Origin of the sequence: Pseudomonas juntendi (assembly GCF_021560075.1) — a bacterium.
Taxonomy (GTDB): domain Bacteria; phylum Pseudomonadota; class Gammaproteobacteria; order Pseudomonadales; family Pseudomonadaceae; genus Aquipseudomonas; species Aquipseudomonas juntendi.
This window is the reverse complement of record NZ_CP091088.1, coordinates 5,472,018-5,498,387: the sequence shown is the minus strand read 5'-3', so window position 1 is coordinate 5,498,387 and position 26,370 is coordinate 5,472,018. Positions and strand designations below refer to the sequence as shown.

General features: G+C 58.3%; 26 protein-coding genes and 3 pseudogenes. 13 read left to right on the top strand and 16 right to left on the bottom strand.

Annotation, left to right across the window (positions count from 1 at the left end):
* The first annotated feature begins 214 nt into the window (after positions 1-214).
* Both L1P09_RS25420 and L1P09_RS25415 read left to right on the top strand, forming a co-directional pair.
* Complete coding sequence (locus L1P09_RS25420; protein WP_000214125.1) at positions 215-1,429, top strand: chloramphenicol/florfenicol efflux MFS transporter FloR2; 1,215 nt, start codon at positions 215-217, stop codon at positions 1,427-1,429.
* A gap of 93 nt (positions 1,430-1,522) precedes the next feature.
* Positions 1,523-1,639 (top strand): annotated as a pseudogene (locus tag L1P09_RS25415) (DUF3363 domain-containing protein); the annotation flags it as partial.
* Here the strand turns inward: L1P09_RS25415 and tetR(G) are convergent.
* A complete protein-coding gene (tetR(G), locus tag L1P09_RS25410; RefSeq protein ID WP_000163574.1) occupies positions 1,636-2,262 on the bottom strand; it encodes a tetracycline resistance transcriptional repressor TetR(G) in 627 nt (208 codons plus the stop codon). The pseudogene L1P09_RS25415 and the gene tetR(G) sit on opposite strands and share 4 nt — an antisense overlap.
* Before the next feature lie 103 nt (positions 2,263-2,365).
* Here tetR(G) and tet(G) point away from each other — a divergent pair, with 103 nt between their 5' ends.
* Positions 2,366-3,541 (top strand): tetracycline efflux MFS transporter Tet(G), encoded by a 1,176-nt coding sequence (tet(G), locus tag L1P09_RS25405; protein ID WP_001257840.1) that lies wholly within the window; start codon positions 2,366-2,368, stop codon positions 3,539-3,541.
* A gap of 89 nt (positions 3,542-3,630) precedes the next feature.
* Positions 3,631-4,353 (top strand): LysR family transcriptional regulator, encoded by a 723-nt coding sequence (locus L1P09_RS25400; protein ID WP_223151157.1) that lies wholly within the window; start codon positions 3,631-3,633, stop codon positions 4,351-4,353.
* Between the two features lie 91 nt (positions 4,354-4,444).
* Here L1P09_RS25400 and L1P09_RS25395 read toward each other — a convergent pair whose 3' ends face one another.
* Together L1P09_RS25395 and L1P09_RS25390 are read right to left on the bottom strand one after the other, a co-directional pair.
* Positions 4,445-5,977 (bottom strand): IS91-like element ISCR3 family transposase, encoded by a 1,533-nt coding sequence (locus L1P09_RS25395; protein ID WP_001747814.1) that lies wholly within the window; start codon positions 5,975-5,977, stop codon positions 4,445-4,447.
* A 226-nt stretch (positions 5,978-6,203) separates the two neighbouring features.
* Positions 6,204-6,557, bottom strand: a pseudogene (locus L1P09_RS25390) (TCP-1/cpn60 chaperonin family protein); the annotation flags it as partial.
* 59 nt (positions 6,558-6,616) lie between these two features.
* Here L1P09_RS25390 and L1P09_RS25385 point away from each other — a divergent pair.
* Positions 6,617-7,165, top strand: coding sequence for a cation:proton antiporter domain-containing protein (locus L1P09_RS25385; protein WP_014342204.1), 549 nt, complete (start codon positions 6,617-6,619; stop codon positions 7,163-7,165).
* A gap of 80 nt (positions 7,166-7,245) precedes the next feature.
* Here the strand turns inward: L1P09_RS25385 and L1P09_RS25380 are convergent, their stop codons facing one another.
* A complete protein-coding gene (locus L1P09_RS25380; RefSeq protein WP_235768287.1) occupies positions 7,246-8,001 on the bottom strand; it encodes an RmtB family 16S rRNA (guanine(1405)-N(7))-methyltransferase in 756 nt (251 codons plus the stop codon).
* A gap of 220 nt (positions 8,002-8,221) precedes the next feature.
* Here L1P09_RS25380 and L1P09_RS25375 point away from each other — a divergent pair, with 220 nt between their 5' ends.
* The 5 genes from L1P09_RS25375 to L1P09_RS25355 all read left to right on the top strand — a co-directional run bounded on the left by L1P09_RS25375 (position 8,222) and on the right by L1P09_RS25355 (position 12,826).
* On the top strand, positions 8,222-8,989 hold the full coding sequence (locus tag L1P09_RS25375; RefSeq protein ID WP_211567658.1) for an IS6 family transposase: 768 nt from the start codon (positions 8,222-8,224) through the stop codon (positions 8,987-8,989).
* A 116-nt stretch (positions 8,990-9,105) separates the two neighbouring features.
* A complete protein-coding gene (locus tag L1P09_RS25370; protein WP_235768285.1) occupies positions 9,106-10,593 on the top strand; it encodes a SulP family inorganic anion transporter in 1,488 nt (495 codons plus the stop codon).
* Between the two features lie 14 nt (positions 10,594-10,607).
* Positions 10,608-11,459, top strand: a complete 852-nt coding sequence (locus tag L1P09_RS25365) for a universal stress protein (RefSeq protein ID WP_003090760.1) — start codon at positions 10,608-10,610, stop codon at positions 11,457-11,459.
* Positions 11,459-11,818 (top strand): TraR/DksA family transcriptional regulator, encoded by a 360-nt coding sequence (locus L1P09_RS25360; protein WP_003090764.1) that lies wholly within the window; start codon positions 11,459-11,461, stop codon positions 11,816-11,818. Before L1P09_RS25365 ends, L1P09_RS25360 begins: the two co-directional genes overlap by 1 nt.
* 45 nt (positions 11,819-11,863) lie before the next feature.
* Positions 11,864-12,826: an SdiA-regulated domain-containing protein gene (locus L1P09_RS25355; RefSeq protein WP_010794530.1), complete on the top strand. Its 963-nt coding sequence runs from the start codon at positions 11,864-11,866 to the stop codon at positions 12,824-12,826.
* Positions 12,827-13,788: 962 nt separating this feature from the next.
* On the opposite strand, the gene L1P09_RS25350 is transcribed toward L1P09_RS25355, so the two are convergent.
* Positions 13,789-14,178: an antitoxin Xre-like helix-turn-helix domain-containing protein gene (locus L1P09_RS25350; protein ID WP_100852557.1), complete on the bottom strand. Its 390-nt coding sequence runs from the start codon at positions 14,176-14,178 to the stop codon at positions 13,789-13,791.
* 282 nt (positions 14,179-14,460) lie between these two features.
* Between L1P09_RS25350 and L1P09_RS25345 the strand changes: the two genes are divergently transcribed.
* Complete coding sequence (locus L1P09_RS25345; protein WP_100852556.1) at positions 14,461-17,439, top strand: TrlF family AAA-like ATPase; 2,979 nt, start codon at positions 14,461-14,463, stop codon at positions 17,437-17,439.
* 154 nt (positions 17,440-17,593) lie between these two features.
* On the opposite strand, the gene arsJ is transcribed toward L1P09_RS25345, so the two are convergent.
* Genes arsJ through L1P09_RS25305 form a run of 8 tightly spaced genes read right to left on the bottom strand, consistent with a single transcriptional unit; the run spans position 17,594 to position 23,457 of the window.
* Positions 17,594-18,826 (bottom strand): organoarsenical effux MFS transporter ArsJ, encoded by a 1,233-nt coding sequence (arsJ, locus tag L1P09_RS25340; protein WP_100852555.1) that lies wholly within the window; start codon positions 18,824-18,826, stop codon positions 17,594-17,596.
* A gap of 9 nt (positions 18,827-18,835) precedes the next feature.
* The gene (locus tag L1P09_RS25335) at positions 18,836-19,840 is read right to left on the bottom strand and encodes an ArsJ-associated glyceraldehyde-3-phosphate dehydrogenase (RefSeq protein ID WP_100852554.1); all 1,005 of its coding nucleotides are present in this window, start codon (positions 19,838-19,840) and stop codon (positions 18,836-18,838) included.
* A 32-nt stretch (positions 19,841-19,872) separates the two neighbouring features.
* Complete coding sequence (locus L1P09_RS25330) at positions 19,873-20,376, bottom strand: phosphatase domain-containing putative toxin (protein WP_104963044.1); 504 nt, start codon at positions 20,374-20,376, stop codon at positions 19,873-19,875.
* 12 nt (positions 20,377-20,388) lie between these two features.
* Positions 20,389-21,105, bottom strand: a complete 717-nt coding sequence (arsH, locus tag L1P09_RS25325; protein WP_235768283.1) for an arsenical resistance protein ArsH — start codon at positions 21,103-21,105, stop codon at positions 20,389-20,391.
* A gap of 3 nt (positions 21,106-21,108) precedes the next feature.
* Positions 21,109-22,170, bottom strand: coding sequence for an ACR3 family arsenite efflux transporter (gene arsB / locus L1P09_RS25320; RefSeq protein WP_100852551.1), 1,062 nt, complete (start codon positions 22,168-22,170; stop codon positions 21,109-21,111).
* 18 nt (positions 22,171-22,188) lie between these two features.
* A complete protein-coding gene (locus L1P09_RS25315; protein ID WP_100852550.1) occupies positions 22,189-22,659 on the bottom strand; it encodes an arsenate reductase ArsC in 471 nt (156 codons plus the stop codon).
* 19 nt (positions 22,660-22,678) lie between these two features.
* On the bottom strand, positions 22,679-23,035 hold the full coding sequence (locus L1P09_RS25310; RefSeq protein ID WP_100852549.1) for a metalloregulator ArsR/SmtB family transcription factor: 357 nt from the start codon (positions 23,033-23,035) through the stop codon (positions 22,679-22,681).
* 8 nt (positions 23,036-23,043) lie between these two features.
* The gene (locus L1P09_RS25305; protein ID WP_100852548.1) at positions 23,044-23,457 is read right to left on the bottom strand and encodes an arsenate reductase ArsC; all 414 of its coding nucleotides are present in this window, start codon (positions 23,455-23,457) and stop codon (positions 23,044-23,046) included.
* Positions 23,458-23,572: 115 nt separating this feature from the next.
* Here L1P09_RS25305 and L1P09_RS25300 point away from each other — a divergent pair, with 115 nt between their 5' ends.
* Positions 23,573-23,911, top strand: a complete 339-nt coding sequence (locus tag L1P09_RS25300; RefSeq protein WP_100852547.1) for an ArsR/SmtB family transcription factor — start codon at positions 23,573-23,575, stop codon at positions 23,909-23,911.
* Positions 23,912-23,953: 42 nt separating this feature from the next.
* Positions 23,954-24,997: pseudogene (locus L1P09_RS25295) on the top strand (FAD-dependent oxidoreductase); the annotation flags it as partial.
* Here L1P09_RS25295 and L1P09_RS25290 read toward each other — a convergent pair.
* The 3 genes from L1P09_RS25290 to L1P09_RS26195 form a co-directional block, all read right to left on the bottom strand.
* Positions 24,972-25,496 carry an arsinothricin resistance N-acetyltransferase ArsN1 family A gene (locus tag L1P09_RS25290; protein WP_125921898.1) on the bottom strand — a complete coding sequence of 175 codons (525 nt, stop codon included), beginning with the start codon at positions 25,494-25,496 and terminating at the stop codon, positions 24,972-24,974. The pseudogene L1P09_RS25295 and the gene L1P09_RS25290 sit on opposite strands and share 26 nt — an antisense overlap.
* 43 nt (positions 25,497-25,539) lie before the next feature.
* Positions 25,540-26,037 carry a MarR family winged helix-turn-helix transcriptional regulator gene (locus L1P09_RS25285; protein ID WP_100852545.1) on the bottom strand — a complete coding sequence of 166 codons (498 nt, stop codon included), beginning with the start codon at positions 26,035-26,037 and terminating at the stop codon, positions 25,540-25,542.
* A gap of 150 nt (positions 26,038-26,187) precedes the next feature.
* Positions 26,188-26,316, bottom strand: a complete 129-nt coding sequence (locus L1P09_RS26195; protein ID WP_003253468.1) for a hypothetical protein — start codon at positions 26,314-26,316, stop codon at positions 26,188-26,190.
* Positions 26,317-26,370 lie beyond the last annotated feature (54 nt).

Here is a 26,370-nt window from a genome sequence, read left to right as displayed (position 1 = left end):
GCCAACGATACCGCATTGCAACGCAACAACTAATTCGATAAGAGCTGCTATTCAATTTCGTAATCGTGGAGCCATCAGCATGGGAAATTCCAAGTCAGCAGACAAGTAAGCCGCAACATCAGAATTGTTGTTGCGGCGCTCTGTAAGACCAATCCCATCTGATTGCTGACGAGCAGACGCTGCCCGGTATCCTTAATCGAGCGGTTGATTCGTCATGACCACCACACGCCCCGCGTGGGCCTATACGCTGCCGGCAGCCTTGCTGCTTATGGCTCCCTTCGACATCCTCGCCTCGCTGGCGATGGATATTTATCTTCCAGTCGTTCCGGCGATGCCGGGCGTCCTGAACACGACTCCATCCATAATCCAACTCACGTTGAGCCTCTACATGGTGATGCTCGGTGTGGGCCAAGTGATCTTTGGGCCACTCTCCGATCGCGTCGGGCGACGGCCGATCCTGCTTGTAGGCGCAACGGCTTTCGTTGCTGCGTCTCTGGGAGCGGCTTGTTCTTCAACTGCATTAGCCTTTGTTGCGTTTCGTCTGGTTCAGGCTGTTGGAGCATCGGCCATGCTGGTGGCCACCTTCGCGACCGTGCGCGACGTATATGCCAATCGTCCCGAAGGTGCCGTCATCTACGGCCTTTTCAGTTCGATGCTGGCGTTCGTGCCTGCGCTCGGCCCTATAGCCGGTGCGCTGATCGGCGAGTTTTGGGGATGGCAGGCGATCTTCATCACACTGGCTGCACTGGCTTCGCTCGCACTCTTAAACGCCAGTTTCAGGTGGCATGAAACCCGACCGTTGGATCAGGCCAGAACGCAACGATCTGTTTTGCCGATCTTCGCGAGTCCGGCCTTTTGGGTTTACACGGTCGGATTTAGTGCCGGCATGGGCACATTCTTCGTTTTCTTCTCGACAGCCCCCCGTGTTCTCATAGGCCAAGCCGGCTATTCCGAGATCGGATTTAGCTTGGCCTTCGCGACTGTCGCGCTGGTCATGGTCACGACAACCCGCTTCGCAAAGTCCTTCGTTGCCAAATGGGGTATCGCGGGATGCGTAGCGCGCGGGATGGCGTTGCTCGTTTCCGGCGCGATCCTGTTGGGGATCGGCCAACTTTTCGGATCGCCGTCATTTTTCAGCTTCATCCTGCCGATGTGGGTTGTCGCGGTCGGCATTGTCTTCACGGTGTCCGTTACCGCCAACGGCGCACTTGCGCAGTTCGACGACATCGCTGGATCAGCGGTTGCGTTCTACTTCTGCATCCAAAGCCTGATAGTCAGTATCGTCGGGACATTGGCGGTGACGCTGTTAAACGGCGATACAGCGTGGCCCGTGATTTGTTACGCCACGGCAATGGCAGTGCTGGTGTCGTTGGGGCTGGCGCTCCTTCGATCCCGTGATGCTGCCACCGAGAAGTCGCCAGTCGTCTAGCCGACGACTGGAAGCAAGCCCGCTCCGATGCGGCGCAATAATCTTCGAAACCTCGTGAATGGCGGTATCCTGTCTGGCAAGATACCGCTCATTTCCCTTGTCCCGTGGCGGCCGGTCATCGACCGCCAGCTCGGCCGTGAGGTCATGGGCATCGTGCAAAGCGGATCGGTGTCGTGGCAGTTGGGGCGGCAAAGGGGCATAAGCCTCTAATCTGTTGTAGATGAACGCAGCCGCTCGAAACCAGCGATGAGGCTGTCGAGTCCGAAGTTGAACGCAGCATCCATGCCGTCTGTTTCCAACTCGTGAAACAGATCGTGCAGGAAGGACGACGGTGCTTGCTCGGACACATCTGGCCTGTCCGGAACTCTCTCATCGGCATCAGATGCCTGCTGCTCGAGAACGGAACCGACCACATAGTGACTGACCGCCCGGAGCGCCCAAACGGCGCGCTTCGGACAAAAGCCCTCCGCGCAGAGAAAGCGTATTTGCGTCTCGGCGGTGCCAAAATTCGGTTCTGTCGGTCGAGTGCCGGCATGGATACGCGCGCCGTCCCGATAAGAGAGCAACGCCGTTCTGAAGCTCAGGGCATTCTCTTTCAGGAACACCCGCCAGTCCTCATTCTCTTCGGGTAGCGAGCGGGTATGGCGTTCCGCCAGCATCGCCTCGGCGAGCGCATCAAGCAGCGCTCGCTTGTTCTGGAAATGCCAGTAAAGCGCAGGCTGCTGAACCTTGAGGCGTTCAGCGAGCTTCCGCGTCGTCAGGCTGTCCATGCCAACCTCGTTCAACAGCTCTAGCGCCGCCGCGATCACGGTGCCCTTGTCCAGTTTGGTCATTCACGTTCCTTCGCCAGTGCTTGACAATTTATCACCGATAAGTTATATGTCCATCTCCTTATCGTTGATAAAGTCGCTCCATTGAGCGGCGCTGGAGTTTCAGGTGCGCAGCTCTGCCATCATTGCCCTGCTGATCGTGGGTCTTGACGCCATGGGTCTCGGCCTCATCATGCCCGTCCTTCCGACGCTTCTGCGTGAGCTTGTGCCAGCAGAGCAGGTCGCTGGACACTATGGTGCCTTGCTGTCGCTCTATGCATTGATGCAGGTCGTCTTCGCGCCCATGCTTGGACAGCTTTCGGATTCTTACGGTCGGCGTCCGGTACTTCTGGCTTCTCTTGCAGGAGCCGCAGTCGATTACACGATTATGGCATCAGCGCCGGTCTTATGGGTGCTCTATATCGGCCGACTCGTGTCCGGCGTCACGGGCGCAACCGGAGCTGTAGCAGCCTCAACCATTGCCGATTCGACGGGGGAAGGTTCTCGCGCACGCTGGTTCGGCTACATGGGGGCCTGTTATGGGGCGGGCATGATTGCCGGGCCAGCACTTGGTGGCATGCTCGGTGGTATCTCTGCTCATGCCCCGTTTATCGCCGCCGCCCTTCTCAACGGGTTCGCGTTCCTGCTTGCCTGCATTTTCCTCAAGGAGACTCATCACAGCCATGGCGGGACCGGAAAGCCGGTTCGCATCAAACCATTCGTTCTGTTACGGCTGGATGATGCATTGCGCGGGCTAGGTGCGCTTTTCGCAGTTTTCTTCATTATTCAACTGATCGGCCAAGTGCCTGCAGCCCTATGGGTCATATATGGCGAGGACCGTTTTCAGTGGAACACCGCGACCGTTGGTTTGTCGCTCGCGGCGTTTGGGGCAACACATGCGATCTTCCAAGCGTTTGTTACCGGCCCGCTTTCAAGCCGGCTTGGAGAGCGGCGCACGCTGCTGTTTGGCATGGCTGCGGATGCGACTGGCTTCGTTCTTCTGGCTTTTGCCACGCAGGGATGGATGGTGTTCCCGATTCTGTTGCTGCTTGCCGCCGGGGGTGTTGGCATGCCGGCCTTGCAGGCAATGCTCTCAAACAATGTCAGCAGTAACAAGCAAGGGGCTTTGCAAGGAACGCTAACGAGCCTCACCAATCTAAGCTCTATCGCAGGACCGCTTGGCTTCACAGCACTCTATTCTGCCACCGCCGGGGCATGGAACGGTTGGGTTTGGATTGTCGGCGCGATCCTCTATTTAATATGTCTGCCAATACTACGCAGACCATTCGCAACTTCATTGTGATTTAGTCATGGCGATTTGGCATGCGTAGACTTAGGAGAAATGACGGATTAAATCTGTTGAGCAATCATCTCCTTTCGGGGCGAGTGCCAATGATGACCTTAGTTCACACTCTCGCTGTCGCCGAATATCTCAACTTCCGTCACGCCGCCAACGCGCTCGGCGTTGCACAGTCCAGCGTCAGCGCCCGCGTGAAGGCACTGGAAGAAGACCTCGGCATCCTCTTGTTCGAGCGTCATGCGCGCGGCGTTCGGCTGACCGAGGCCGGACGCCATTTCGTCGAGCGGATAGCCGTAGGTATTGACCAACTCGACCATGCGGTGAAAACCGCCGGCATGGCGGCAGCCGGAGAAAGCGGCCGGCTTCGTATCGGTATCCATGCCCTGATTCCGCATAGCTTCCTCGCAAAGCTGATCGGCCAATACCGCAAGGATTACCCCGATGTTGAAGTCGAGATCGCCGAAGGCCCGGCCCGTGAAGCGGTGGTGCAGCTTCGCGCCGGCAGGTTGGACGTGGCGTTCGTCGCGGGCACGCCCCAACCACCCGACTGCCATTCCCGTCGCACATGGACCGAACCGCTCTTGGCGGTGCTACCGGAACGGCATCCGCTCGCCAAGCGGTCAGCCGTCACATGGCCCGATTTGGCAGGCGAGACGTTCCTTGCGTATAGGAAGTTCAAACGCCCTTTTCGGGCAGTCTGCTGGGTAGGCGGCGGTCGCGCAAGCCCCGTTTTGGGCACGGATCGGACGTCTGTGAGTGGGATTTCGGCATCGCGGGGCCACGCAGCGGCGTTGTCAGCAGCCATGCTTCGCTGATTCCCGACAGCGGGCCGAGCGCCGCCCTGCGGATCGTGGCCGCATCGGCTCGGATTCCGGTTTCGCCGTCGGCTGTGCAGCCGGCAGATCGTCACGCGGCTTGCACTGGCGGCGCGCGCGCTGCGGGCCTGTAGTGCGCTTCTTCCCGCGCGCCGTGCTTCTCGAAGTGGGCGAGGATGGCGCGGATGGCGGTGGGTTCCTCGATGCTGGCGACGATCCGCACGGTGCCACCGCAGTGGACGCAGGCGGTGACGTCGATGGAAAAGACCCGCTTGAGCCGTTGCGCCCAGCTCATCGCACGGCGCTTCTCCTCGGGGCTGCGCGGCGCGTCGTGGGCGCTGACGTCCACTGGCGCCGCATCGCCCGCAGGCCGCTTGCCGCGCCCCGAGGGCGTCAGCTGCGCACGCAGGTTTGCATTCGGGGCGAATACGCCGTGGAAGCGGGTGAGATGCGCGCGAGGTGGCGGGACCAGCGCCGCCAGCTTGGCGATGAAATCCACCGGATCCCATTCCACATGCGTGGTGCCATTGCGCCACGGGGTCTTGAGCTGGTAACGCACCCTGCCCTGGAGCGCTATCGACAGCCGCTTCTCGCTGATCGCCGGGCGCGTGATGTAGCGGCACAGCTTTTCCAGCTTGTGGCTTTCGTGTGCTTCGGCCGCCACGCCGGCATGCAGTGAGAAGCCGCCGACCTTGCCGGCTTCGCCCTCCAGCGAACCGGCGTCACCGGGCAGCGTTTGCAGCGTGACGACCTTGCAGCCAGCGTCGCGGCCGGTGGCGATGCGGTAGGTGATCGAACTCATCCGCAGCCCATCCATGCTGTCGTCGCCTGCAGCGCTGTCTGCCAGGAAGGCCGATTCGCCCTCCCCTTCGAGCCAGCCTTTGCGCGTCAGGTGCCGACACACCCGGTGCGCGATGGTAGCTGCCAGCTGGGTCAACTGCGCGGTGGTGGGCGCACGGGCGCGGTGCAGGCGCAGTTCGCGCCGCGGCAGCTCGGTGGCTTCCACGTACACGCCGTCGAGCCACAGCATGTGGAAGTGGATGTTCAGGTTCAGCGCGCTGCCGAAACGCTGGATCAGCGTCACCGCGCCGCACTGGGCGCTGGCGCGGTCGATGCCGGCTTGATCGGCCAACCAGCCGGCGATCACGCGCTGCACGATGCCCAGCACCGGGCCAATGGCTTCTGGCTTGCTGGCGAACAGGAAACGCAAGGGGTACGGAAAGCTCAGCACCCATTGCCGCACAGGCCGCGGGCCGAACACCTCCTCGACCAGGTGCCGCGCACTCTCGGCCATGCGTCGCGCGCCGCAACTCGGGCAGAACCCGCGCTTCTTGCAGGAGAAGGCCACCAGCCTCTCTGCACGGCAGTGCTCGCACACCACCCGCAGGAAGCCGTGCTCGAGCACGCCGCAACGCAGGTAGGCATCGAACGCCTCGCGGACATACCCGGGCAGCGAGCGGCCCTCCGCTTCGATCCGTGCAATGAAGTCCGGGTAGTGCGCCTCTACCAACGCGTACAGCAGCGTGCGCTCGGGCGCGTGGCGCGCGTACCGCGAACCGGTGTGGGCGGACGGCAGTGGCGCGCATCCCGCGGCTTGCCGCCGGGATGTGGCGAGGCGCGGCACGCAGCGCTCCGGTGCGGGGACGGCTGCTCAGTGTTGCGCCTGTGTTCGCACGTTCGTATCGGTGCGTTCTGATCTTCGCGTCAGACATTGCCGCGGCGCGGGCACAACAAAAAGCCCGGCATCGCTGCCGGGCTCCGGCCCCGTCCTTGGGGCCTTGATGTCGGGTCGTTGCCGGGATCGGACCGCGCTGGCGCGGTCCGGTTCCCTGACGACCGGGCCAACCGGATCAGAAATCCATGCCGCCCATGCCGCCCATACCGCCAGCACCCGGCATGGCCGGCTCTTCCTTCTTCGGCACTTCGGCCACGACCACTTCGGTCGTGATCGCAAGGCCGGCGACGGAAGCGGCGTGCTGCAGGGCCGAGCGGGTCACCTTGGTCGGGTCCAGGATGCCCATGGCGATCATGTCGCCGAACTCGCCGGTGGCGGCGTTGTAGCCGTAGCTGCCTTCGCCGGCCTTGACGTTGGCCACGATCACGCTCGGTTCTTCACCGGCGTTGGCCACGATGGCGCGCAGCGGGGCTTCCAGCGCACGGCGGGTGATGGCGATGCCCAGGTTCTGGTCTTCGTTGATGCCCTGCCAGGGCAGATCCGTGCACAGCACCTTGCCGGCCGGCAGCCCTTTTTAAGCGGGTACATATGCGTGATACGATCAAGGTGCTCCTGCTGCTGGGCGCATCCTTTGCGCTGGTTGCGTTGGAGAAAACCCTGGGCGAAAGGGCGCTATTTTCCGGATTGCTGGCGGTGATGGGGATGGGCGTCACCCTTTTAAAAACCAACGCCCCGGTTGCAAAGCGTATATCCGGCAAATTTTCAAAGCTTTGGGTGGCGGCAGAAATCTGGCTGTTTGTGCTGGTGGGTGCAACGGTCAACATCCGTTACCTTTTCTCCGCCGGGCTAAGCGGCATGCTGCTGATCACAGCTGCGCTGCTGTTTCGCATGCTGGGCGTGTGGATGAGTACGCTGGGTACAGACCTATCCCGGAAGGAGCGCCTGTTCTGCATGATTGCCTATCTGCCCAAGGCAACGGTGCAGGCTGCAATCGGCGCTATTCCGCTGGCGATGGGGCTTGGCAGTGGGGAAACCATACTTGCGGTGGCGGTTCTTGCCATTATACTTACAGCGCCGCTGGGGGCGTTGGGCATCGAGCTGAGCTATAAAAGGCTGCTTCAAAAACAGCAGTCGTAGTGTGCTTGTTCGATAGAACAAAAGAGGAACGAAAAATATTTTTCGTTCCTCTTTTTTAGATGATTTGCCTTCTGATTGGCTTATCCATTCTTTTTTATCAAGTATATAAGTTCTGTTCTGATGGTCTTTTTATCCTCAATCTCAAACTCGGCGGGCAAGCCGCCCTCGAACCATGCGGCGTAGTTCGCCTCCATGCCTTTTCCACGCCCGCCTAAACTACGCGTGGGAAAGCTGACAGCCATGCGCGGGGTATTGAGGGATTGTAAAAGTGCCATGGCAGAACCGGCCTGCTCCCGCTCCAGCAGGGGCAAAAGCTTAAAAATCAGCGCCAGGTCGCCGGCTTCGGCGGGCGGCGCACACAGCACATCCTGCAGGGCAAAGGTAAAATCCCAATCTTTTTCCCTAGCAAAGGGGGTGATGACATCCCCCAATCCCTGGTGGATATCACAGCCCCACACGGATGCAATGCCGCGCTCGTATAGCGCCAAGGGGTTAAGACCGCAGGCGATATCCAGCACGCGGCGGGGAGTTTCGGCTGAAAAGATAAAATCGTACAGGGTATCCAGCTCGGCCAGTCGCTCCTTGGTGGAGGCATGCAGCGACAATGCCTTTTTTACATCGCCCGCAGAAAGCGCGGCGGCAGCAGCCTTGAGCGATTCCGGGGTGACATATGCCCCGCAAATTCCATGCAGCCGGGTGCGTGCAGCCTCTACGGTCTGTTTGGGGGATTTATGCCGCCCCCATTCCTCAGTCAGGATGCGCCGCACGGTATCCGGGCAAAGGGCGCGGTATTTTTTTGAGGCCAGGATGGAGGTGAGGGCATCGTTGATGTTCATCGGTGTCTCCTAAATCGTTTTCGGGGTCTGACGCTCAGTGGAACGAAAACTCACGTTAAGGGATTTTGGTCATGAGATTATCAAAAAGGATCTTCACCTAGATCCTTTTAAATTAAAAATGAAGTTTTAAATCAATCTAAAGTATATATGAGTAAACGGCACTGTTGCAAATAGTCGGTGGTGATAAACTTATCATCCCCTTTTGCTGATGGAGCTGCACATGAACCCATTCAAAGGCCGGCATTTTCAGCGTGACATCATTCTGTGGGCCGTACGCTGGTACTGCAAATACGGCATCAGTTACCGTGAGCTGCAGGAGATGCTGGCTGAACGCGGAGTGAATGTCGATCACTCCACGATTTACCGCTGGGTTCAGCGTTATGCGCCTGAAATGGAAAAACGGCTGCGCTGGTACTGGCGTAACCCTTCCGATCTTTGCCCGTGGCACATGGATGAAACCTACGTGAAGGTCAATGGCCGCTGGGCGTATCTGTACCGGGCCGTCGACAAGCGGGGCGACACGATCGATTTCTACCTGTCGCCGACCCGCAGCGCCAAGGCAGCGAAGCGGTTCCTGGGCAAGGCCCTGCGAGGCCTGAAGCACTGGGAAAAGCCTGCCACGCTCAATACCGACAAAGCGCCGAGCTATGGTGCAGCGATCACCGAATTGAAGCGCGAAGGAAAGCTGGACCGGGAGACGGCCCACCGGCAGGTGAAGTATCTCAATAACGTGATCGAGGCCGATCACGGAAAGCTCAAGATACTGATCAAGCCGGTGCGCGGTTTCAAATCGATCCCCACGGCCTATGCCACGATCAAGGGATTCGAAGTCATGCGAGCCCTGCGCAAAGGACAGGCTCGCCCCTGGTGCCTGCAGCCCGGCATCAGGGGCGAGGTGCGCCTTGTGGAGAGAGCTTTTGGCATTGGGCCCTCGGCGCTGACGGAGGCCATGGGCATGCTCAACCACCATTTCGCAGCAGCCGCCTGATCGGCGCAGAGCGACAGCCTACCTCTGACTGCCGCCAATCTTTGCAACAGAGCCCGACCAGCTGCACTTGGCCTGCGCCATGCTGTGCTGCGCGATCCATTGCCTTGGGAATTCTGATGCTCCACTCGTTAAAACAAACCTGGTTATCCAACATCCGTGGCGACATCCTCGCCGGTCTTGTGGTCGCACTGGCCCTAATCCCTGAAGCCATCGCCTTCTCGATCATTGCTGGCGTTGACCCTAAGGTCGGCCTTTACGCCTCTTTCTGTATCGCTGTGGTGATCGCCTTTGTCGGTGGCCGCCCAGGCATGATTTCGGCCGCAACGGGTGCCATGGCACTGCTGATGGTGACTCTGGTCAAGAACCATGGTCTTGAATATCTGCTGGCCGCCACGCTGCTATGTGGCGTGCTACAAATTGCTGCTGGCTTCCTGAAGCTCGGATCGCTGATGCGCTTCGTCTCGCGCTCGGTGGTGACCGGTTTTGTCAATGCACTGGCGATCCTGATTTTCATGGCTCAGCTGCCCGAGCTGACTAATGTCACCTGGCACGTCTACGCCATGACAGCCGCAGGCCTCGGCATCATCTATCTGTTCCCCTATGTCCCCAAGATCGGCAAGCTCATCCCATCGCCGCTGGTGTGCATCATCGTGCTGACCGCCGTCGCCATGTCGGTTGGTCTGGATATCCGCACGGTCGGTGATATGGGTGAACTGCCGGATACGCTACCGATCTTCCTCTGGCCTGATGTGCCGCTGACATTCGAGACGCTGGCCATCATCTTTCCTTATTCGGCAGCACTGGCTGTGGTCGGTCTGTTGGAGTCGATGATGACCGCGACCATTGTCGACGACCTGACCGACACCCCGAGTGACAAGAACCGCGAGTGCAAGGGCCAGGGCGTGGCCAACATTGCTTCGGGTCTGATCGGCGGTATGGCTGGCTGCGCGATGATTGGTCAGTCGATCATTAACGTGAAATCCGGCGGTCGTTCTCGCCTGTCGTCTCTTGCCGCAGGCGTATTTCTGCTGCTGATGGTGGTTTTCCTCGGCGACTGGCTGAAGCAGATCCCAATGGCTGCGCTGGTGGCAGTGATGATCATGGTGTCCATCGGCACCTTCAGTTGGGATTCGCTGCGCAACCTGAAGAAGCATCCGTTGTCGACCAACATTGTCATGGTCGTCACCGTGGTGGTCGTGGTGGCCACCCACAACCTGGCCTTCGGCGTGTTAGCCGGCGTGCTACTGGCTGCGATGTTCTTCGCCAACAAGGTTGGCCATTACATGGCGATCAGTTCTTCGCTGGACGAAGCCGGCGAGCATCGTAGCTATAACGTCACCGGTCAGGTGTTCTTCAGCTCGGCTGACAAGTTCGTCGCAGCCTTCGACTTCAAGGAAGCCCTGAACAAGGTAACCATCGACCTGAATCGTGCACACTTCTGGGATATCACCGCTGTTGCAGCCCTGGACAAGGTAGTCATTAAGTTCCGCCGTGAAGGTACTGAAGTCGAAGTGCTGGGCTTAAACGAGGCCAGCGCCACTATCGTGGATCGCTTTGGTGTTCACGATAAACCTGACGCCATTGATCAACTCATGGGCCACTGAGAAGGAGAACAACAATGACCCACGTAATTGCCTGTATCGACGGTTCCACCTCGGCTCCAGCTGTTTGCGACTACGCGGCCTGGGCCAGTCTGAGCCTGGAAGCGCCGCTGACCTTCCTGCATGTGCTGGATCAGCGCCAGTATCCGGTTGCAGCAGATTTGAGTGGCAACATTGGCCTTGGCAGCCGCGAGCACCTGCTTGATGAGCTTGCTTCCCTGGATGAACAGCGCGGCAAGTTGGCCCTTGAACAAGGGCGAATCATGCTTGCAGCCGCGAAAGAACGGGCCGTGAATGATGGTGTGCGCGCACCGGAGTCCAAGCAGCGACATGGCGATTTACTGGAGAGCTTGCAAGAGCTGCAAAGTGAAACGCGCTTGCTGGTTATCGGTCGCCAGGGCGAGTCTAGTGGCGGTCTGAGTCAGCATGTCGGAAGCCAGCTGGAAAGCGTTATTCGTATCATGCACCGGCCAATCCTGGTCACCCCGGCCAACTTCCAAAAGCCCAAGAGCGCGATGCTGGCATTCGATGGCGGCGCTACAACCCGCAAGGGTGTGGAGATGCTGGCAGCCAGCCCGCTGCTGAAGGGGCTGCCGATCCATCTGGTCATGGTTGGGCCCGTGAACGACGAAGCGTCCGCGCAGCTGGACTGGGCGCAGAAAGTGCTGATCAACGCCGGATTTACCGTTCGCGCTGAGACTCGGAGCGGTGAAATAGAACGTACCCTGCACGCCTATCAGAAAGAGCATGGCATCGATCTGCTAGTGATGGGGGCTTATGGACACTCACGTATCCGGCAGTTCCTGGTCGGCAGCACCACTACCAGCATGCTCCGTACCACCACCAGTCCGCTGTTACTGCTGCGCTAATGAGCCTGGACGACGCCCTCGATCTTGCCCATTTCAAGACCCTACTGGAACAGCGGGCTGCCGAGCTGGATCGATTGCTGGGAGACGCTGAGTCTCGCTCGCAATCGGTAGAGCTGGATCAAAGCAAGGTGGGGCGTCTATCGAGAATGGACGCACTCCAGCAACAAGCGATGAACGATGCGATCCGCAGTCGTGCACGGCATGAACGTGTCCGTCTCCAACTGGCCCTCAAGCGCTGGCACGAGGGCGACTATGGCTGGTGTAACCAATGCGGCGAGTTGATCGCCTCGGGCCGTCTGGAGTTCGATCCGGCCACGCCGTTGTGTATCACCTGTGCCAGCCGCGCCGAGTCGGGTTGAAACCATCACGGCTCGTGGCGTCAGTCTGATTTAACGAGGCTTCTAATGTATTTGATGGCTAAAAACTGGCTGGGCCGAACACGGAAAGTAAGTGTTTGGATGTGGGCGCTTGTATGCCTTGTGTTGCTCACCGTATTCCAAGTACGTACTCATCACCTTGATGATCGTCTGTACTTTTGGATCAAGACCCACTGGCACACAGACGATTGGCAGGAGCGCTCTGTGTGGCTGCCTGGCTATCGGGTTGAGCTGGATGCTAAGGCGGTTCCCGGTGTGGACAACAACCTTTCGGGCCTGACCTTCGATCCTGACCTAAATCTGCTGTGGGCGGTTACCAATGGCCCGAACGAGCTGCTGGCCCTCAGTCGTGACGGTGACGTGGAGCGACGTTACAGCCTGGATGGCTTCCACGACGTGGAAGCGGTGTCCTATGCCGGCAACGGTCAACTGGTCATTGCCGAAGAGCGGCGGCAGAGCCTGGTTATCGTGGATATCCCCATCGACGAATACGGTAAGCTTTCTCCTGATCGACCATTGAGCCTAGACCAGTATTCAGCGCTAACCTTGGCGCTTGGCAAGGAGGACAACAAAGGCCTTGAAGGGCTCGCCTACGACCTAAAAGGTGATCGTTTGTTTGTGACCAAGGAGCGTGACCCCCGGCAATTACTGGAAGTGAGCGGCCTTCGTGCCAGCCTGGAAGGAGGCGTTTCCCTGCACGTCCGCGACATGTCCAACCTAGTAAAAGACAAGGTGTTTGCCACTGACTTGTCTTCGGTTGTATTCGATCAACAGAGCGGCCATCTGATCCTGCTCAGCGACGAGTCGAAACTGCTGATTGAAATGACCGACGAGGGCAAGGTGGTGAGTTTCCGCTCCTTGGCGAGGGGGTTTGCTGGTTTGCTGAAAGGTATACCCCAAGCCGAAGGCGTAACCATCGACGATGAAGGGTATTTGTACGTGGTCAGCGAGCCGAACTTGTTCTATCGCTTTACCCGCGAGACAGATTGACCAGTCAACAAGCTACAGTCAGGCGTGGCCGGGACGCTTGAACTGTTAGCGTACGATTTTTTCCGAATTCTGCGGGCTCCCCTACGAGGCGAACTTTTTATGGCGGCTTCAGCTTGCAAGTAAATCCGTTCATCAATCGCCGTGGTAGGGTCTTCATTTATACAAAACTGGAAATAGCTACTAATTGATGGAGTTTCATAACCGTGAACCTCCAGAGAACGATTTATGGCGGGGATGGAAAAAACTCGAAACTCTTCGGGGGATGGTAAATTCAGTACGTCATAAACGAATTTAGAATAATTATGTTCGGATGAGCTTTGCACCGCATGCGCCTTGCCATAGCGCTCATGGGTTAGGCATGAACTTAGCTTCGTAATCTTGTGCCGCTGCAATGTTACTTTGCAGGTAGGGCAGTTCTCCAGCAAGGGCGATGCGTGTCGATGGCATACTTCAACGCCCAGCGGTCCTGGAGTTACATGGGTGCGGTGTATATAGGCGGTACCTAGGCGCTGCACATCTTCAATGACACATTGAGCGCATACCCTAAATGGTCCCCTGGGCAGTACAGACGCGGATCGGTATCGGACCCTATCGAACAATATAGCTATCGGATAGAGAGTATGCCTGCTCAAGGCATCAGGGCCAAAGATTCCGCGAAATGCCCTAGTGTCTCCTAACTTCAATACATTCAACTCGAACTCGGTGATCTCAAGATACCGGGACTCGTTTTCGACTATCCCGCAGAGTTCATTGTTTCTTAAGATGGTCGACGCAAAGTATTCCTCATCGAATGGCTCTGTGACCGGTGCATTTTTTGGTAGCAAGCAACACTCTCTTGAGAAAAGTAGATGGGAGATAGTACATCAGTGACTTCCGCGGTGACTTGGGATCACCTCAATGGGACCTCAGCATCCCCTTCGATGGATCTGCGGTCTGCTACCCGCGAAAGCGTGCGCTGGGTATTAGCCACTCCACTGGAGGTGATCGAGCCGCTTGTAGGTTTCGTACAGTGTGATGAGGCTTCCTTTTGACATCACCTCTAAGGGGGAACGACCTTGGAAGAAGGCATTGTCGTTCTTCATGGAAGGAAAACCCTTCACGTTCGCTTGGTTGTCAAAGGTATTTCGTAAGGCGGCGTGGATGTTCAGCACCAAGCTGACACGCTGCAATTGGTCAGTGTCGAGGCGCAGCACGGCGTCAGGGTGGTGGGCGATACGCTTTCGCGAAGACGGCGAGATGCGGAGGATGCTGCACACCTGATCATGAGTGGCATTCCACTCCTCGAGCACCCGCAGCGCGGTTTTTAGGGCTACTGCCTGTTGATCATGAGTGAGCTCACTTGAGATCGCCACTAAAAACCGCCTCCTTTGTCGTCGATGCCGCTCCGGACCATGGCGCATGGGTCTGATATGCCAGGCGCTATTCACATTCCGCGAACCGTTGTTCAAAGCATAAGCTCCCGATCATTTGCTCACTAGTCCGTCTCATCTGGAAAGCGACCAGCTCGAGCACCACGTGGGAAGGACATGGCGCAGCGCCATCAAATAGCCATAGGAAACACCCATCGCTCTCGTTTAAGCTCCGATAAAACCTTCGCGGTCCAGGTATGGAGACTACGGCAATGGGGGCTTCAGATGATTAGCAGGGGATCTGAATGGCATCGGTGGGAGCCGCATATCCACGCTCCTGGTACGGTTCTTAATAACCGGTTTGGCTCAAACGATCCGTGGGAGGCCTACCTCAGCTCCCTTGAAGGGCTACAGCCTGCAGTCGAAGCGATCGCTGTGACTGACTACTATGTCACGGACACCTACGAGCAAATTCTCAAGCACAAAGAAGCCGGCCGTTTGCCGGGGGTTCAGCTCATCTTCCCCAACATCGAGCTTCGTCTGGATGTGTTCGCCAAAACGGGTTATGTGAACCTTCACCTTCTCGTCAGTCCTGAAGATCCCGATCACATAGATGAGATCAAGCGCATCCTCAAGCGGCTCCAGTTCCATGCCTTCGGTGACCGCTTCGATTGCACGCGAGAAGAGCTGATCAAGCTCGGTAAGTGTGCAGATCCCTTGATTGTGGATGAGCTCGCGGCGTTGCGGCATGGGGCGACGCAGTTCAAGGTCAATTTTGACCAGCTACGAAAGGTGCTTGGGGAAAGCGACTGGGCCAAAAAAAATACGTTGGTCGCTGTCGCGGGTAACGCGAGTGACGGTACGTCCGGGGTTAGACAGGCGGCCGATGCGACCCTGCGGCAAGAAATCGAGAAGTTTGCTCACATCATCTTTTCCAGCCATCCGGCCCAGCGTGAATTCTGGCTCGGCCAGCGACCTGCCATGACGGCTGAGGACCTGCGCCTTCGTTATGGTGGCTGCAAGCCATGCCTTCATGGCAGTGATTCACATGACCAGAAATCAATTGGTCAGCCGGTGGATAACCGGTTTTCTTGGATCAAAGGTGCGCTGGATTTTGATTCTCTTCGCCAAGCATGCATCGATCCAGAGGGACGAGCCTATGTAGGCGAGTTGCCGCCTCGATCGGCGCTGCCGTCCCAGGTCATTTCTCACGTGAGGATAAACCGCGCGGACTGGGCGGCGACTCCAGATATACCGCTCAATCCAGGCCTTGTTGCCATCATTGGGGCGAGAGGTTCGGGAAAAACGGCGCTGGCGGACATTATCGCTGCGGGCTGCGATGCGATCACCCAAGAGAGCTGGGACGCGGACGAAAATAGTAGTGCGTCATTTCTGGCCCGTGCTCGTAGGTTGATCGGCAACGCTTCTACGACCCTGACCTGGGGAGGTGGCGCGTCGGTTGAGCGCGCTTTAGATGGAAGAGATGCCAACGGGCATATGGCCTTCCCGCGAGCTCGTTACCTCTCGCAGCAGTTCGTCGAGGAGTTGTGCTCCGCGAAGGGCATGTCAGACGGCCTCGTTGATGAGATCCAGCGGGTAATTTTTGACTCCCATAGCCCCGACAGTCGAGACGGGGCGATTGACTTTGAACAGCTGCGAGAACAGCTGACAAGCCGTTTCCAGCAGTCGAGGGATCGAGAGGCTGCCGCGATAGATGACATCTCGGAGCGAATCGCCACTGAGTTTGAGAAAGAGAGCTCGGTTGCCTCGCTAGGCTTCCAGGTTGCGCAGAAAAAACAGCAGATCGCTGGATATTCTGTCGACTTGGCAAAGCTCGTCGTTCAGGGCACAGAGGCTCATGCGACACGGCATGCGCAGCTTAGCGCGGCCGCAGAGAAGATGCGCAGTCGGATTCAGGCCTACAGCAGTCAGCGGCGGACCTTCGTGGCCCTGCAAGACGAGGTCAAGAGTATGCGGGCCACTGGAGCGCCCGAAATGCTCCGGCAGGTTCAAGCCAGACATGCCAATAGTGGTTTAGGACAGGAGCAATGGGAACAGTTTCTTCTGGTCTACAAGGGGGATGTCGACAAGAGTCTTGCCGGATACATTCAGTGGTCTGATCAGGAGATCATCAAGCTACGTGGAGTACCACCGGTACCCGGTGACCCTCTGGTCCCGTTGATTGCCGACACTGTGGATCTTGCAACGCTTCCTCTGGCGCCTATCGCTGCTGAAATGACCCGCCTTGAAGCGTTGTTCAGCGCAGATAAGCTTATTCAAGAGCAATTCAAGGCGTTGACCGACCGTATTACTCAGGAAAACGCGACGCTCAAGGCTCTCGAAACCAAGCTCACAGATGCTCAAGGGGCGGAAGCCCGCCGCAAAGCACTGCAGGCTGAACGCAGTGAGACGTACGGCCGGGTGTTTGAGGCGATCATCAATGAGCAAGATGCCTTGGCCGATCTCTATGCACCTTTAATGGCTCGTCTTGGCGAATCCTCAGGGACCTTGAAAAAACTAGGCATCTTGGTTCGACGGACTGCCGACGTCGCCGCTTGGGGTGAAATTGGTGAAGAGAAGCTGCTTGATCGGCGCAAGGCAGGACCGTTCAACGGGCGCGGGTCGCTGATCACCGCGGCTACGAAGGATCTCAAAGCAGCTTGGGAGACTGGTTCGGCTCAGGACATCCAAGCGGCGATGGCAGCCTTCATGGACAAATATCGCAAGCACTTCATTGATCATGCTCCGGTTGCACAAGCCCAGCAGGCGGAGTTCCGCGCTTGGTCCAAGCAGTTCGCTACCTGGCTCTATAGCACCGACCACATGACTGTCAGTTACGAGATCCTGTACGACGGTATCGATATTAGAAAGCTTTCACCTGGCACGCGCGGGATCGTACTGCTACTGCTCTATCTCGCGCTCGATGATGCGGATGATCGCCCCCTGATCATTGACCAGCCGGAGGAGAACCTCGATCCCAAATCGGTCTTCGATGAGCTGGTCGACCTATTTATCGCGGCAAAAGCGAAACGTCAGGTGATCATGGTGACGCACAATGCCAACCTAGTGATCAACACTGATGCTGATCAGATCATCGTGGCATCCTCGGGGCCCAATACTCCAGGCGGCTTACCGCCTATCACGTATGTTTCGGGCGGCCTTGAGAACTGTGAAGTCCGGACAGCAGTGTGTGAGATCTTGGAAGGTGGTGATACCGCTTTCCAAGAGCGTGCCAGACGGTTGCGGGTACGCTTGGAAAGGTAGGGGTTGGCGTGGCGAGCGTTTATTGGCGGTTGCTTGCCACGCACGTGCCGGGAAGTTCTGGACTTTATCGCATCGTCGATGGACCTCCTGGCTCCAGCGCCTAAGCCGGCGCTGTGGCCAGGACTCCCCTGTCTGCTGGCTGTAGTGAGCGACCTCAGGCCAAGGTACTGGTCGTATTGCTTTGCTTTGGCAGTGCTATCGAGATGAGTGCAGCAGCGAATACGAACGTGCTGGAAATCCACAAGCATGCCTCCAGGCCAGAGGCTTGGAACACCCAACCTGAAAGCAACGTGCCGATCAGCCGGCCCAATGCGTTGGACATGTAGTAGAAACCTACGTCCAGGGAAACGCCGTCTTGCTTGGCATAGCTGACGATCAGGTAGCTGTGCAGCGATGAGTTCACCGCGAACAGCACACCGAACAGCATCAGCCCGCCGAGCAGCACTACCTGGGCCGACCAGCCTGCCGATAGGCCCAGACCAATGAGCGCGGGCAATCCAGCCAGGGCGATCGCCCAGATAAAGGCCGCTCGACCGTCGGGTACATGACCGCGCTTCTTGCCGGTGATGTGAGGAGCAAACGACTGGACGATGCCATAGCCAATGATCCACGCGGCCAAGAAGCCACCGACCAGCCAAAAGTCCCAGCCAAACGCGGTGCTCAAGTACACCGGCAGCGCCACGACGAACCAGACGTCCCTGGCACCGAAGAGAAACAGTCGTGCAGCCGAAAGGATGTTGATGGCCCGGCTCTTGGACAGCATGTCGCGGAACTTCGGCTTGGCCTTGGCTTTGCCCAAGTCCCTGTTCAGCAGCACTAGACTGCCGATCCAGATCAGGGCCAGTACTGCTGCCATAACCAGCACCGCCAGCGTGAAGCCAAGCAACGCGAGCAATGCTCCGCCGAGGAAAAAGCCCACGCCTTTGAGCGCGTTCTTCGAGCCCGTGAGGATGGCCACCCATTTGTAGAGAGTGCCTTGCTGGCTATCCGGTACCAGAAGCTTGATGGAGCTCTTGGCGCTCATCTTGTTCAGGTCCTTGGCGATGCCGGACAGCGCCTGGGCGGCCATCACCCACGGCACTGTCAGCCAGGCTGCCGGAACCGTGAGCATCAGCAAGGCCAGCACCTGCATGCCCAGGCCGATGTTCATGGTGCGGTTGAGCCCCAGGCGGGCGCCGAGGTAGCCGCCCACTAGGTTGGTGATGACGCCAAACACTTCGTAGAACAGGAACAGCGCGGCGATCTGCAGCGGCGTGTAGCCCAACGAATGGAAGTGCAGTACCACCAACATGCGCAATGCACCGTCGGTGAGGGTGAAGGCCCAGTAGTTGCCGGTAATCAGCAGGTACTGACGCACTTCCCCAGATAGGGCTGACAACGCCTTCATGATCGCCGTTTACTCCGCCGCGCCGACCAGTCGTGCCAGTTCTGCCGCACGGTTGGCATAGCCCCACTCGTTGTCGTACCAGGCATATATCTTCACCTGTGTACCATTGACCACCAAGGTCGACAGCGCGTCGATGATCGAGGAGCGTGGATCAGTGCGGTAGTCGATAGACACCAGGGGGCGCTCTTCGTAGCCAAGGATGTCTTTCAGTGGTCCATCGGCCGCCGCCTTCAGCAGCGCGTTAACCTCCTCAGCTGTCGTCTCGCGCTCGACTTCAAACACACAGTCGGTCAGCGAGGCGTTGGCCAGCGGTACACGCACGGCGTGACCATTCAGCTTGCCGCGTAGCTCGGGGAAGATCTCAGCGATCGCAGTAGCCGAACCCGTGGTGGTCGGGATCAGGCTCATGCCCGAGGCACGGGCGCGGCGCAGGTCCTTGTGCGGCGTATCGAGGATGCTCTGGGTGTTGGTGAGGTCGTGGATGGTGGTGATCGAACCGTGACGAATGCCCAGGTTCTCGTGAATCACCTTGACCACCGGTGCCAGGCAGTTGGTGGTGCAGGAGGCGGCGGTCACGATACGGTGCTGCGCCGGGTCGAACAGGTGCTGGTTGACGCCCATCACCACGTTCAGTGCACCCTTTTCCTTCACCGGAGCGCAGACCACCACGCGTTTGACGCCTTGATCCAGATAGGCCTGAAGCACGGCCACCGACTTCATCTTGCCGCTGGCCTCGATAACCAGATCGCAGCCCGACCAGTCGGTGTCGGCAATCGTCTTGTTCGCGGTGACCTTGATGCGCTTGCCCTCGATCATCACCGAGTCGCCTTCAGCACTCGCCTCACGATGCCAGCGCCCGTGCACCGAATCGAAGTTGATCAGGTGGGCGTGGGTCGCTGCGTCGCCGGCAGGGTCATTGATCTGCAGGAACTCGAATTCCGGCCAGTCCCAGGACGCGCGAAGCGCCAAGCGACCAATACGGCCAAACCCATTGATGCCTACTTTGATAGCCATGTTCTTGTTCTCGAATCGCGATTAGCGAAAGGTTAGAGGGTGTCGCTGAACTGGTTGATGTATCCAACGTGCGCAGGGTTCTGGATCGCACGCGGGCGCAGGGCCTGGACCTGGGCAACAGCTTCTTGCACAGGAATGCCGCACTCGATCATCAGACGGGCCGCAAACAGGCCGGTGCGTCCAGAGCCTCCCTTGCAGTGAATGGCGATCGTCTTACCGGTCATCACCAGCTCTTTCAGGCGTTCCCGGTGAGTGTCCCAGGCGGCAGCAAACGGCTCACCGGGTGCTTCGTCGTCCTCGACCGGCAGGTGGAACCATTCGAGGCCCAGCAGTTGACACTCCACGGGAAGCAGATCGATTTCGTTCTGCAGCAGTTCTTCACTCGGCATCAGAGTTACCAGCGCGCTCGCGCCGGCTTCGCGCAGCGTTTCCAACGCCTGAGATACCGATGTCTCTTTGGTACCTGGGCACGGAGTGAAGATCAGCTGGCCGACCAGTTCAGAATTAGCCAGCACGGAATACGGGTGCAATTGCATGCTCACAAAGCCTCAAATGGATCGTTGATTGACACGCTTGGATAGGTCTTCAGCCGACTCTTTACGTTCGGAGTAGCGATCGACCAGGTAGTCGGAACGATCACGAAGCAGCAGGGTGAACTTCACCAGTTCCTCCATCACGTCGAGGACACGGTCGTAGTACGAAGAGGGCTTCATGCGGCCCGCCTCGTCGAATTCCAGATAGGCCTTCGGCACGGACGACTGGTTAGGGATAGTGAACATGCGCATCCAGCGGCCGAGGACGCGCAGCTGGTTGACCACGTTGAACGACTGCGAGCCGCCGCAGACCTGCATCACCGCGAGGGTTTTGCCTTGAGTGGGGCGCACTGCGCCCATGCTCAGTGGAATCCAGTCGATCTGCGACTTGAACACGCCGGTCATTGCACCGTGGCGTTCCGGCGAGCACCAGACCATGCCTTCGGACCACAGCACCAGATCGCGCAGCTCCTTGACCATGGGGTGGTCATCGGGCACGTCATCCGCCAGTGGCAGCCCGGTCGGGTTGAAGATCCGCGTCTCGGCACCGAAGTGCTCCAGCAGCCGTGCGGCTTCTTCCGTCAGCAGGCGGCTGAACGAGCGTTCGCGGGTCGATCCGTACAGCAGCAGAATGCGAGGCTTGTGGGTGGACTTTTGCTCGACTGCCAGTTTGTCTTCTGTCGGCAGGTCGACCAGATCGTTGTTGATATTGGGGATGTGGTGTTCGGTCATGATTTACTCCTGAGACAAGGCGCCAGATGGCTGATCGAACCAGCGGCGCTTGAGCCACAAGGCCACGCCCACCAGTGAGATCAGTACCGGCACTTCCACCAATGGCCCGATGACGGTGGCAAACGCGACCGGCGAGGCAAGACCGAAGGTGGCGATGGCCACGGCAATGGCCAGTTCGAAATTGTTGCTTGCTGCGGTGAATGCCAGTGCAGTGGTGCGCGGGTAGTCAGCTTCCAGCAGCTTGCCCATCCAGAAGCTGATGAAAAACATCACCACGAAGTAGATGGTCAGCGGGATAGCGATGCGCAGCACATCCAGCGGCAGTTGCAGCACCATGTCGCCTTTCAGGCTGAACATGGCGACGATGGTCAGCAGCAACGCCACGAGCGTCAGTGGACTGATCTTCGGGATGAAGCACTCCTGGTACCAGGTCTCGCCCTTGCTGCTGATCAGAATTTTGCGGGTCAGGAAACCGGCCAGGAACGGGATGCCCAGATAGATCAGTACCGATTGGGCGATTTCGAGGAAGCTGGTCTCGATGACGCTACCCTCAAGGCCAAACAGTGGCGGCAGCAAGCCCAGGAAGATCCAGGCGTACACGCTGAAGAACAGGATCTGGAAAATGCTGTTGAAGGCGACCAGGCCCGCCACGTACTGGTTGTTGCCACCGGCGATCTGGTTCCACACCAGGACCATGGCAATGCAGCGCGCCAATCCGATGAGGATCAGGCCGGTCATGTACTCAGGCTTGTCGGAAAGGAAGACAACGGCCAGCCCGAACATCAGGACCGGGCCGATCACCCAGTTCTGGATCAGGGACAACGTGAGGATGCGTTTGTCCTTGAAGACCTGCGGCAACTCCTCGTATTTCACCTTCGCCAGAGGTGGGTACATCATGACGATGAGGCCAATGGCGATGGGGATGTTTGTCGAGCCTACCGACAGGCTGTTCAGCCACTCTGGAAAACCCTGGAACAGACTGCCCAGACCAATGCCCAGGCCCATGGCCAGAAAGATCCAGACCGTCAGGTAGCGGTCGAGGAATGAAAGTCGGCTTTTGCTCATGGTGGATCTCCCTAAACGTCAGAGCGTTCCGATGCGGGCCAGCTCAACCTTGAGTTGGGCGGCATCCAGTTTTTCGAAAGGCAGCGCGAGGAATGCCTTGAGGCGTCGTTTGATCTGCTCAAGCGTGACGTCGAACGCTGCGTCCAATTCGGCGGTGTTGCCCTGCAGGTCCGAAGGGTCAGAAAGCCCCCAGTGGGCTTTCACAGCTGGTCCGAAGAACACGGGGCAGGCTTCGCCAGCGGCCTTGTCGCAGACGGTGATGACAAAGTCTGGTGCCAGCTCGGCATGCGCGTCGCTGGACTTGCTGCTGAGGCCCTCGGTGGAGATACCGGCACGCTGCAGCGCGGTGATGGAAAGCGGATGCACCTCGCCCTTTGGCTGGCTGCCGGCGCTGTAGGCCTTCATGCCGGCCGGTGCCAGATGATTGAAAACAGCCTCGGAGAGGATGCTGCGGCAGCTATTGGCGGTGCAGAGGAACAGAACTTTCATCGGTTTTTCTCGGCAATGATCAGCAGCAGGAGGCGACGCGTTGTGGGCGGTCACCCATGGTGTCCAGTCTTTTGGTGCTAGTACTCAGCCACTCGTGGTTGGCCTCCAGCGTCGTCGCCAGGACCTCACGTACCCAGGCGGGCAGCTCTGGATGCAGCCGGTAATAAACCCACTGGCCCTGACGGCGGTCTTCCAGCAGGTCACACGTACGCAGCTGCGCCAGGTGGCGGGAAACCTTGGGCTGGCTTTCTTGCAGCGCGCAGGTCAGTTCACAGACGCAGAGTTCTTCCTCGCGAGCGATCAGCAGCATCATCCGAATGCGGTTTTCGTCGGCGAGGCATTTGAAGACTTTGGTGGGGGTCAGCGAGTCAGTCATGGGGTTACTCAGTGTTTGGTTTTCACAAGGACGAACATCTTGATGCGTTCATGGATCTCGTGAAGCGCGTGTCGGAAAGCATCGTGTTTGTCACTGGTCACAGGGTCTTCGAAGTTCCACGCCAGAGCCTCGCCGAAGGCAGGCAACGTAAGGCACTCGTGGGCTGCCTTGTCGCACAGAGTAATCACGTAGTCGAACCGTTCCCCTGCGAACTCGTCGATGGACTTGCTGCGCAAAGCGCTGGTATCGATAGCGAGGTGCTCAAGGGCGGCATAGGTACGCGGGTCGACCTCGCCAGGCTGGGTCCCGGCGCTGAAAGCTTCGAAGTGAACAGGGTCTGTATGCCGGAGCAAAGCTTCGGCGAGCTGGGAGCGAGCGGCGTTTGCGGTGCAAACAAACAGAACGCGGGTCTTGCCAGTCATCACTTGGTACCCTGAGTGTATATGGTTTTTCGAATATACGCTTTTTCGAATGTATCGCAACCCCTCGATGATGGGTGGCTTTACATGTGCGCGTTCATGCACATATATTGGCTGCATGACGACCAACCAAAATCTCCGTGCTCAAGCCATCGAAGCCGCCATCGAGTCGCTAGACGAGACCTTCTTCAAAGCGCTTTGCGAGCCTTCCAGAGTCGCGGTTTTCAAGCGCGTACTTTTGCTCGGCCGGGCGGATGTCGGCGAAATCGCCAAAGAGCTGCCACAGGAGCGCTCGGTGATCTCCAGGCACCTGCAGGTATTGCATGAAGCCAAGATCGTGAAGGCCACCAAGGTGGGTCGGCAGGTGTTCTATGAAGTGAATGGTGGGGCGATCGTCGAGCGACTGGAAGGCCTGCTCCAGCGAACCAAAGGTCTGGTTTCGATCTGCTGTCCGTAGCACGGGCTTTTTTTGCTCTTATATATGTATGAGTGCGCACATATGAATGATTCGAATCGCGTTCTGGATGTGGTCGTCATCGGTGGTGGGCAAGCAGGTTTGGCGACTGGCTGGCATTTACAGCAGCACGGCTTGGATTACCTCATCCTGGATGAGCAGACATCCCCAGGCGGGAATTGGCGTAACTACTACGAAAGCCTGCAGTTGTTTTCACCAGCGGAGTACTCCGCGCTGCCGGGGCGGGCGTTTCCTGGCAATCCCAAGGGCTACCCGCTGCGAGACGAAGTGGTGCAGTACCTGGAGAAATACGCCGCCGAGTTTCAGCTGCCTTTTCAGGGCGGTACCCGTGTGGTGGCGGTCGTACTTAAGGACAAGGCATTTGAGATTCGCACCGCCAACGGAGCGACTTTAACTGCGCGTGCTGTGGTAGTGGCATCAGGGGGCTTCAGCCGTCCTTTCATGCCTGACATTCCTGGGCTGGAGAACTTTTCAGGATACTGTCTGCATAGCTCGGCTTATCGAACACCTGAGGCCTTTGACGGCCAGCGTGTTGTCGTTGTGGGGGCAGCTAACTCCGCTGTTCAGATTGCCTATGAACTTGCAGGCGTTGCACAGGTAGTGCTGGCTACCCGCGAGAAGATCCGCTTCTTCCCTCAGCGGATTCTGGGACTCGATTTTCACACTTGGTTGAAATTCACCCGGTTGGAGCACACGCGCTGGTTGAGTGACCAGAGCACGCCTGTGCTGGATACCGGCAAGTACCGGAAGGCCTTGGATACCGGGCGGCTCCAGCGCAAAGCGATGTTCCAGCAGGTGGTGCCTGACGGCGTCGTCTGGCCGGATGGAACCACCCATCAGACCGATGCGCTGATCTTCGCCACCGGTTTCCGGCCGAACCTGGCGTTTCTGGCACAGCTTCCAGTCGCCGACCGGCAAGGTCGTGTCCTGCAGCAAGACGGCGTGGCAGATCAGGTGCCCGGCCTGTACTTCGTCGGGCTGCCCAAGCAAAGGAACTTCGCCTCGGCAACCCTCAGGGGGGTAGGGACTGACGCGGGCTATCTCATGCCTCAACTGCTCCGTCATCTAGAACGGGTTGGTTCGACGGAAACACCCGTTCAACGATCGCGCAATCCAGCCAGCGGCCTTCAAGGCAAGCGTGCTTCTCATAGACGCCAATCGTCCTGAAGCCGCAGGACTGGCAGAGCGCGAGGCTCGCCTCGTTGAAGGTGAAAATGCGGGAAAGGACCTTCCAGAAACCACGTGCCTCTGCCTCGCTGAGCAATGCCTTGAGCAGCAGCTTGCCGATACCACGTCTGCGGACGTCACGATGAAGATAGATTGAGAAGTCGGCGATGCCGGCGTAGCAGGAACGCGCGCGGTAACTGCTCAGGTTTGCCCACGCCACTACCGCCCCGTCGAGCTCGACGACCAGCACCGGATAGCGTGACATATCGGCAACCCACGGCTGTATATCAGTTTCAGTACGCGGCTGGGTCTCGAACGTAGAGCTGCGGTCTTCGATCCCCTGGTTGTAGATCTCGGCAATGGCCTGAACATCACCGGTTTCAGCGAGGCGAATGTGCATCCGGCTTCCTTTGGTGAAATGGAACAACTTTGTTAAAGAGGTTTCACTTTTTTTGCGGCTGGGCTGGGCAGCATTCGGTGGCCAAGCCACAACGTAGTTTGGCAGCACGAGTCAATTGGCGTAGCAGCGTCAGGGCCCCTTGACGTACTTCTGGCGGCAGACAGCTGATCATTGCCTTCTCTTCGGCGATCAGGCTGGCACGAATCCGCTCGTACAGCTCGCCGCCGGCTTCGGTGGCTTGCACCTGGACCGCCCGACGATCTTCTGGATCCTCTACTCGGGTGACATACCCCTTTCGCTCCAGGGTATCGACGACACGACTGGCTGTGCTCTTGTCCAGGAACATCTGCTCGGCCAGGACCTGGAGACGCAGTGGTCCCAGCTTCACCAAAGCTTCAACCGCGTGGCACTGAGTGACCGATACGTCGTAGCAGCAAATGCGGTCGCGATCCCTGAATTGGTAAATGCGCACCAGCTGGGCAAGTGCCTCGTAGAGATCTTCGGCATCCCGGCTGAGATCGCCGCTGTGCTTATCCGACATGGCATTTCCAATTAGTTGTTACTCACAACGTTATGGTTGAAGAACGCGGTCATCAACATTGACCAGCAGATTGATTGTGGTTGATCGTTTACGCGGATGGGTTATCGGTATGCAGATAAAAAAGCAGCTCCGAAGAGCTGCTTTTCTGCCCTACTCCCCCTTTTTATGCTTGTGGGGTTTCAGGTCTGGGTGATCCTTCTGCTTCTCAGGCGTGACCCGCTGCCTCTTGTCCGGAGTGCCATCTTCGTTGGTGCGTTTAGGGCCTGGCTTGATGCTCATGCAAATTTCCTTTTCCGCTTGGGTTGTTGAGTACTGCTATGTAGTTAGTCGAGC

Coding starts and splice junctions, on each gene's coding strand:
- L1P09_RS25400 (WP_223151157.1), top strand. CDS start 3,631: ATGATGACCTTAGTTCACACTCTCGCTGTCGCCGAATATCTCAACTTC.
- L1P09_RS25385 (WP_014342204.1), top strand. CDS start 6,617: ATGCGTGATACGATCAAGGTGCTCCTGCTGCTGGGCGCATCCTTTGCG.
- L1P09_RS25290 (WP_125921898.1), bottom strand. CDS start 25,496: ATGCACATTCGCCTCGCTGAAACCGGTGATGTTCAGGCCATTGCCGAG.
- L1P09_RS25285 (WP_100852545.1), bottom strand. CDS start 26,037: ATGTCGGATAAGCACAGCGGCGATCTCAGCCGGGATGCCGAAGATCTC.
- L1P09_RS25375 (WP_211567658.1), top strand. CDS start 8,222: ATGAACCCATTCAAAGGCCGGCATTTTCAGCGTGACATCATTCTGTGG.
- arsB (WP_100852551.1), bottom strand. CDS start 22,170: ATGAGCAAAAGCCGACTTTCATTCCTCGACCGCTACCTGACGGTCTGG.
- L1P09_RS25420 (WP_000214125.1), top strand. CDS start 215: ATGACCACCACACGCCCCGCGTGGGCCTATACGCTGCCGGCAGCCTTG.
- L1P09_RS25345 (WP_100852556.1), top strand. CDS start 14,461: ATGATTAGCAGGGGATCTGAATGGCATCGGTGGGAGCCGCATATCCAC.
- L1P09_RS25305 (WP_100852548.1), bottom strand. CDS start 23,457: ATGACTGGCAAGACCCGCGTTCTGTTTGTTTGCACCGCAAACGCCGCT.
- L1P09_RS25355 (WP_010794530.1), top strand. CDS start 11,864: ATGTATTTGATGGCTAAAAACTGGCTGGGCCGAACACGGAAAGTAAGT.
- L1P09_RS25370 (WP_235768285.1), top strand. CDS start 9,106: ATGCTCCACTCGTTAAAACAAACCTGGTTATCCAACATCCGTGGCGAC.
- arsH (WP_235768283.1), bottom strand. CDS start 21,105: ATGACCGAACACCACATCCCCAATATCAACAACGATCTGGTCGACCTG.
- L1P09_RS25380 (WP_235768287.1), bottom strand. CDS start 8,001: ATGAACATCAACGATGCCCTCACCTCCATCCTGGCCTCAAAAAAATAC.
- L1P09_RS25330 (WP_104963044.1), bottom strand. CDS start 20,376: ATGCAATTGCACCCGTATTCCGTGCTGGCTAATTCTGAACTGGTCGGC.
- arsJ (WP_100852555.1), bottom strand. CDS start 18,826: ATGAAGGCGTTGTCAGCCCTATCTGGGGAAGTGCGTCAGTACCTGCTG.
- L1P09_RS25365 (WP_003090760.1), top strand. CDS start 10,608: ATGACCCACGTAATTGCCTGTATCGACGGTTCCACCTCGGCTCCAGCT.
- L1P09_RS26195 (WP_003253468.1), bottom strand. CDS start 26,316: ATGAGCATCAAGCCAGGCCCTAAACGCACCAACGAAGATGGCACTCCG.
- L1P09_RS25310 (WP_100852549.1), bottom strand. CDS start 23,035: ATGACTGACTCGCTGACCCCCACCAAAGTCTTCAAATGCCTCGCCGAC.
- L1P09_RS25300 (WP_100852547.1), top strand. CDS start 23,573: ATGACGACCAACCAAAATCTCCGTGCTCAAGCCATCGAAGCCGCCATC.
- L1P09_RS25360 (WP_003090764.1), top strand. CDS start 11,459: ATGAGCCTGGACGACGCCCTCGATCTTGCCCATTTCAAGACCCTACTG.
- L1P09_RS25315 (WP_100852550.1), bottom strand. CDS start 22,659: ATGAAAGTTCTGTTCCTCTGCACCGCCAATAGCTGCCGCAGCATCCTC.
- L1P09_RS25335 (WP_100852554.1), bottom strand. CDS start 19,840: ATGGCTATCAAAGTAGGCATCAATGGGTTTGGCCGTATTGGTCGCTTG.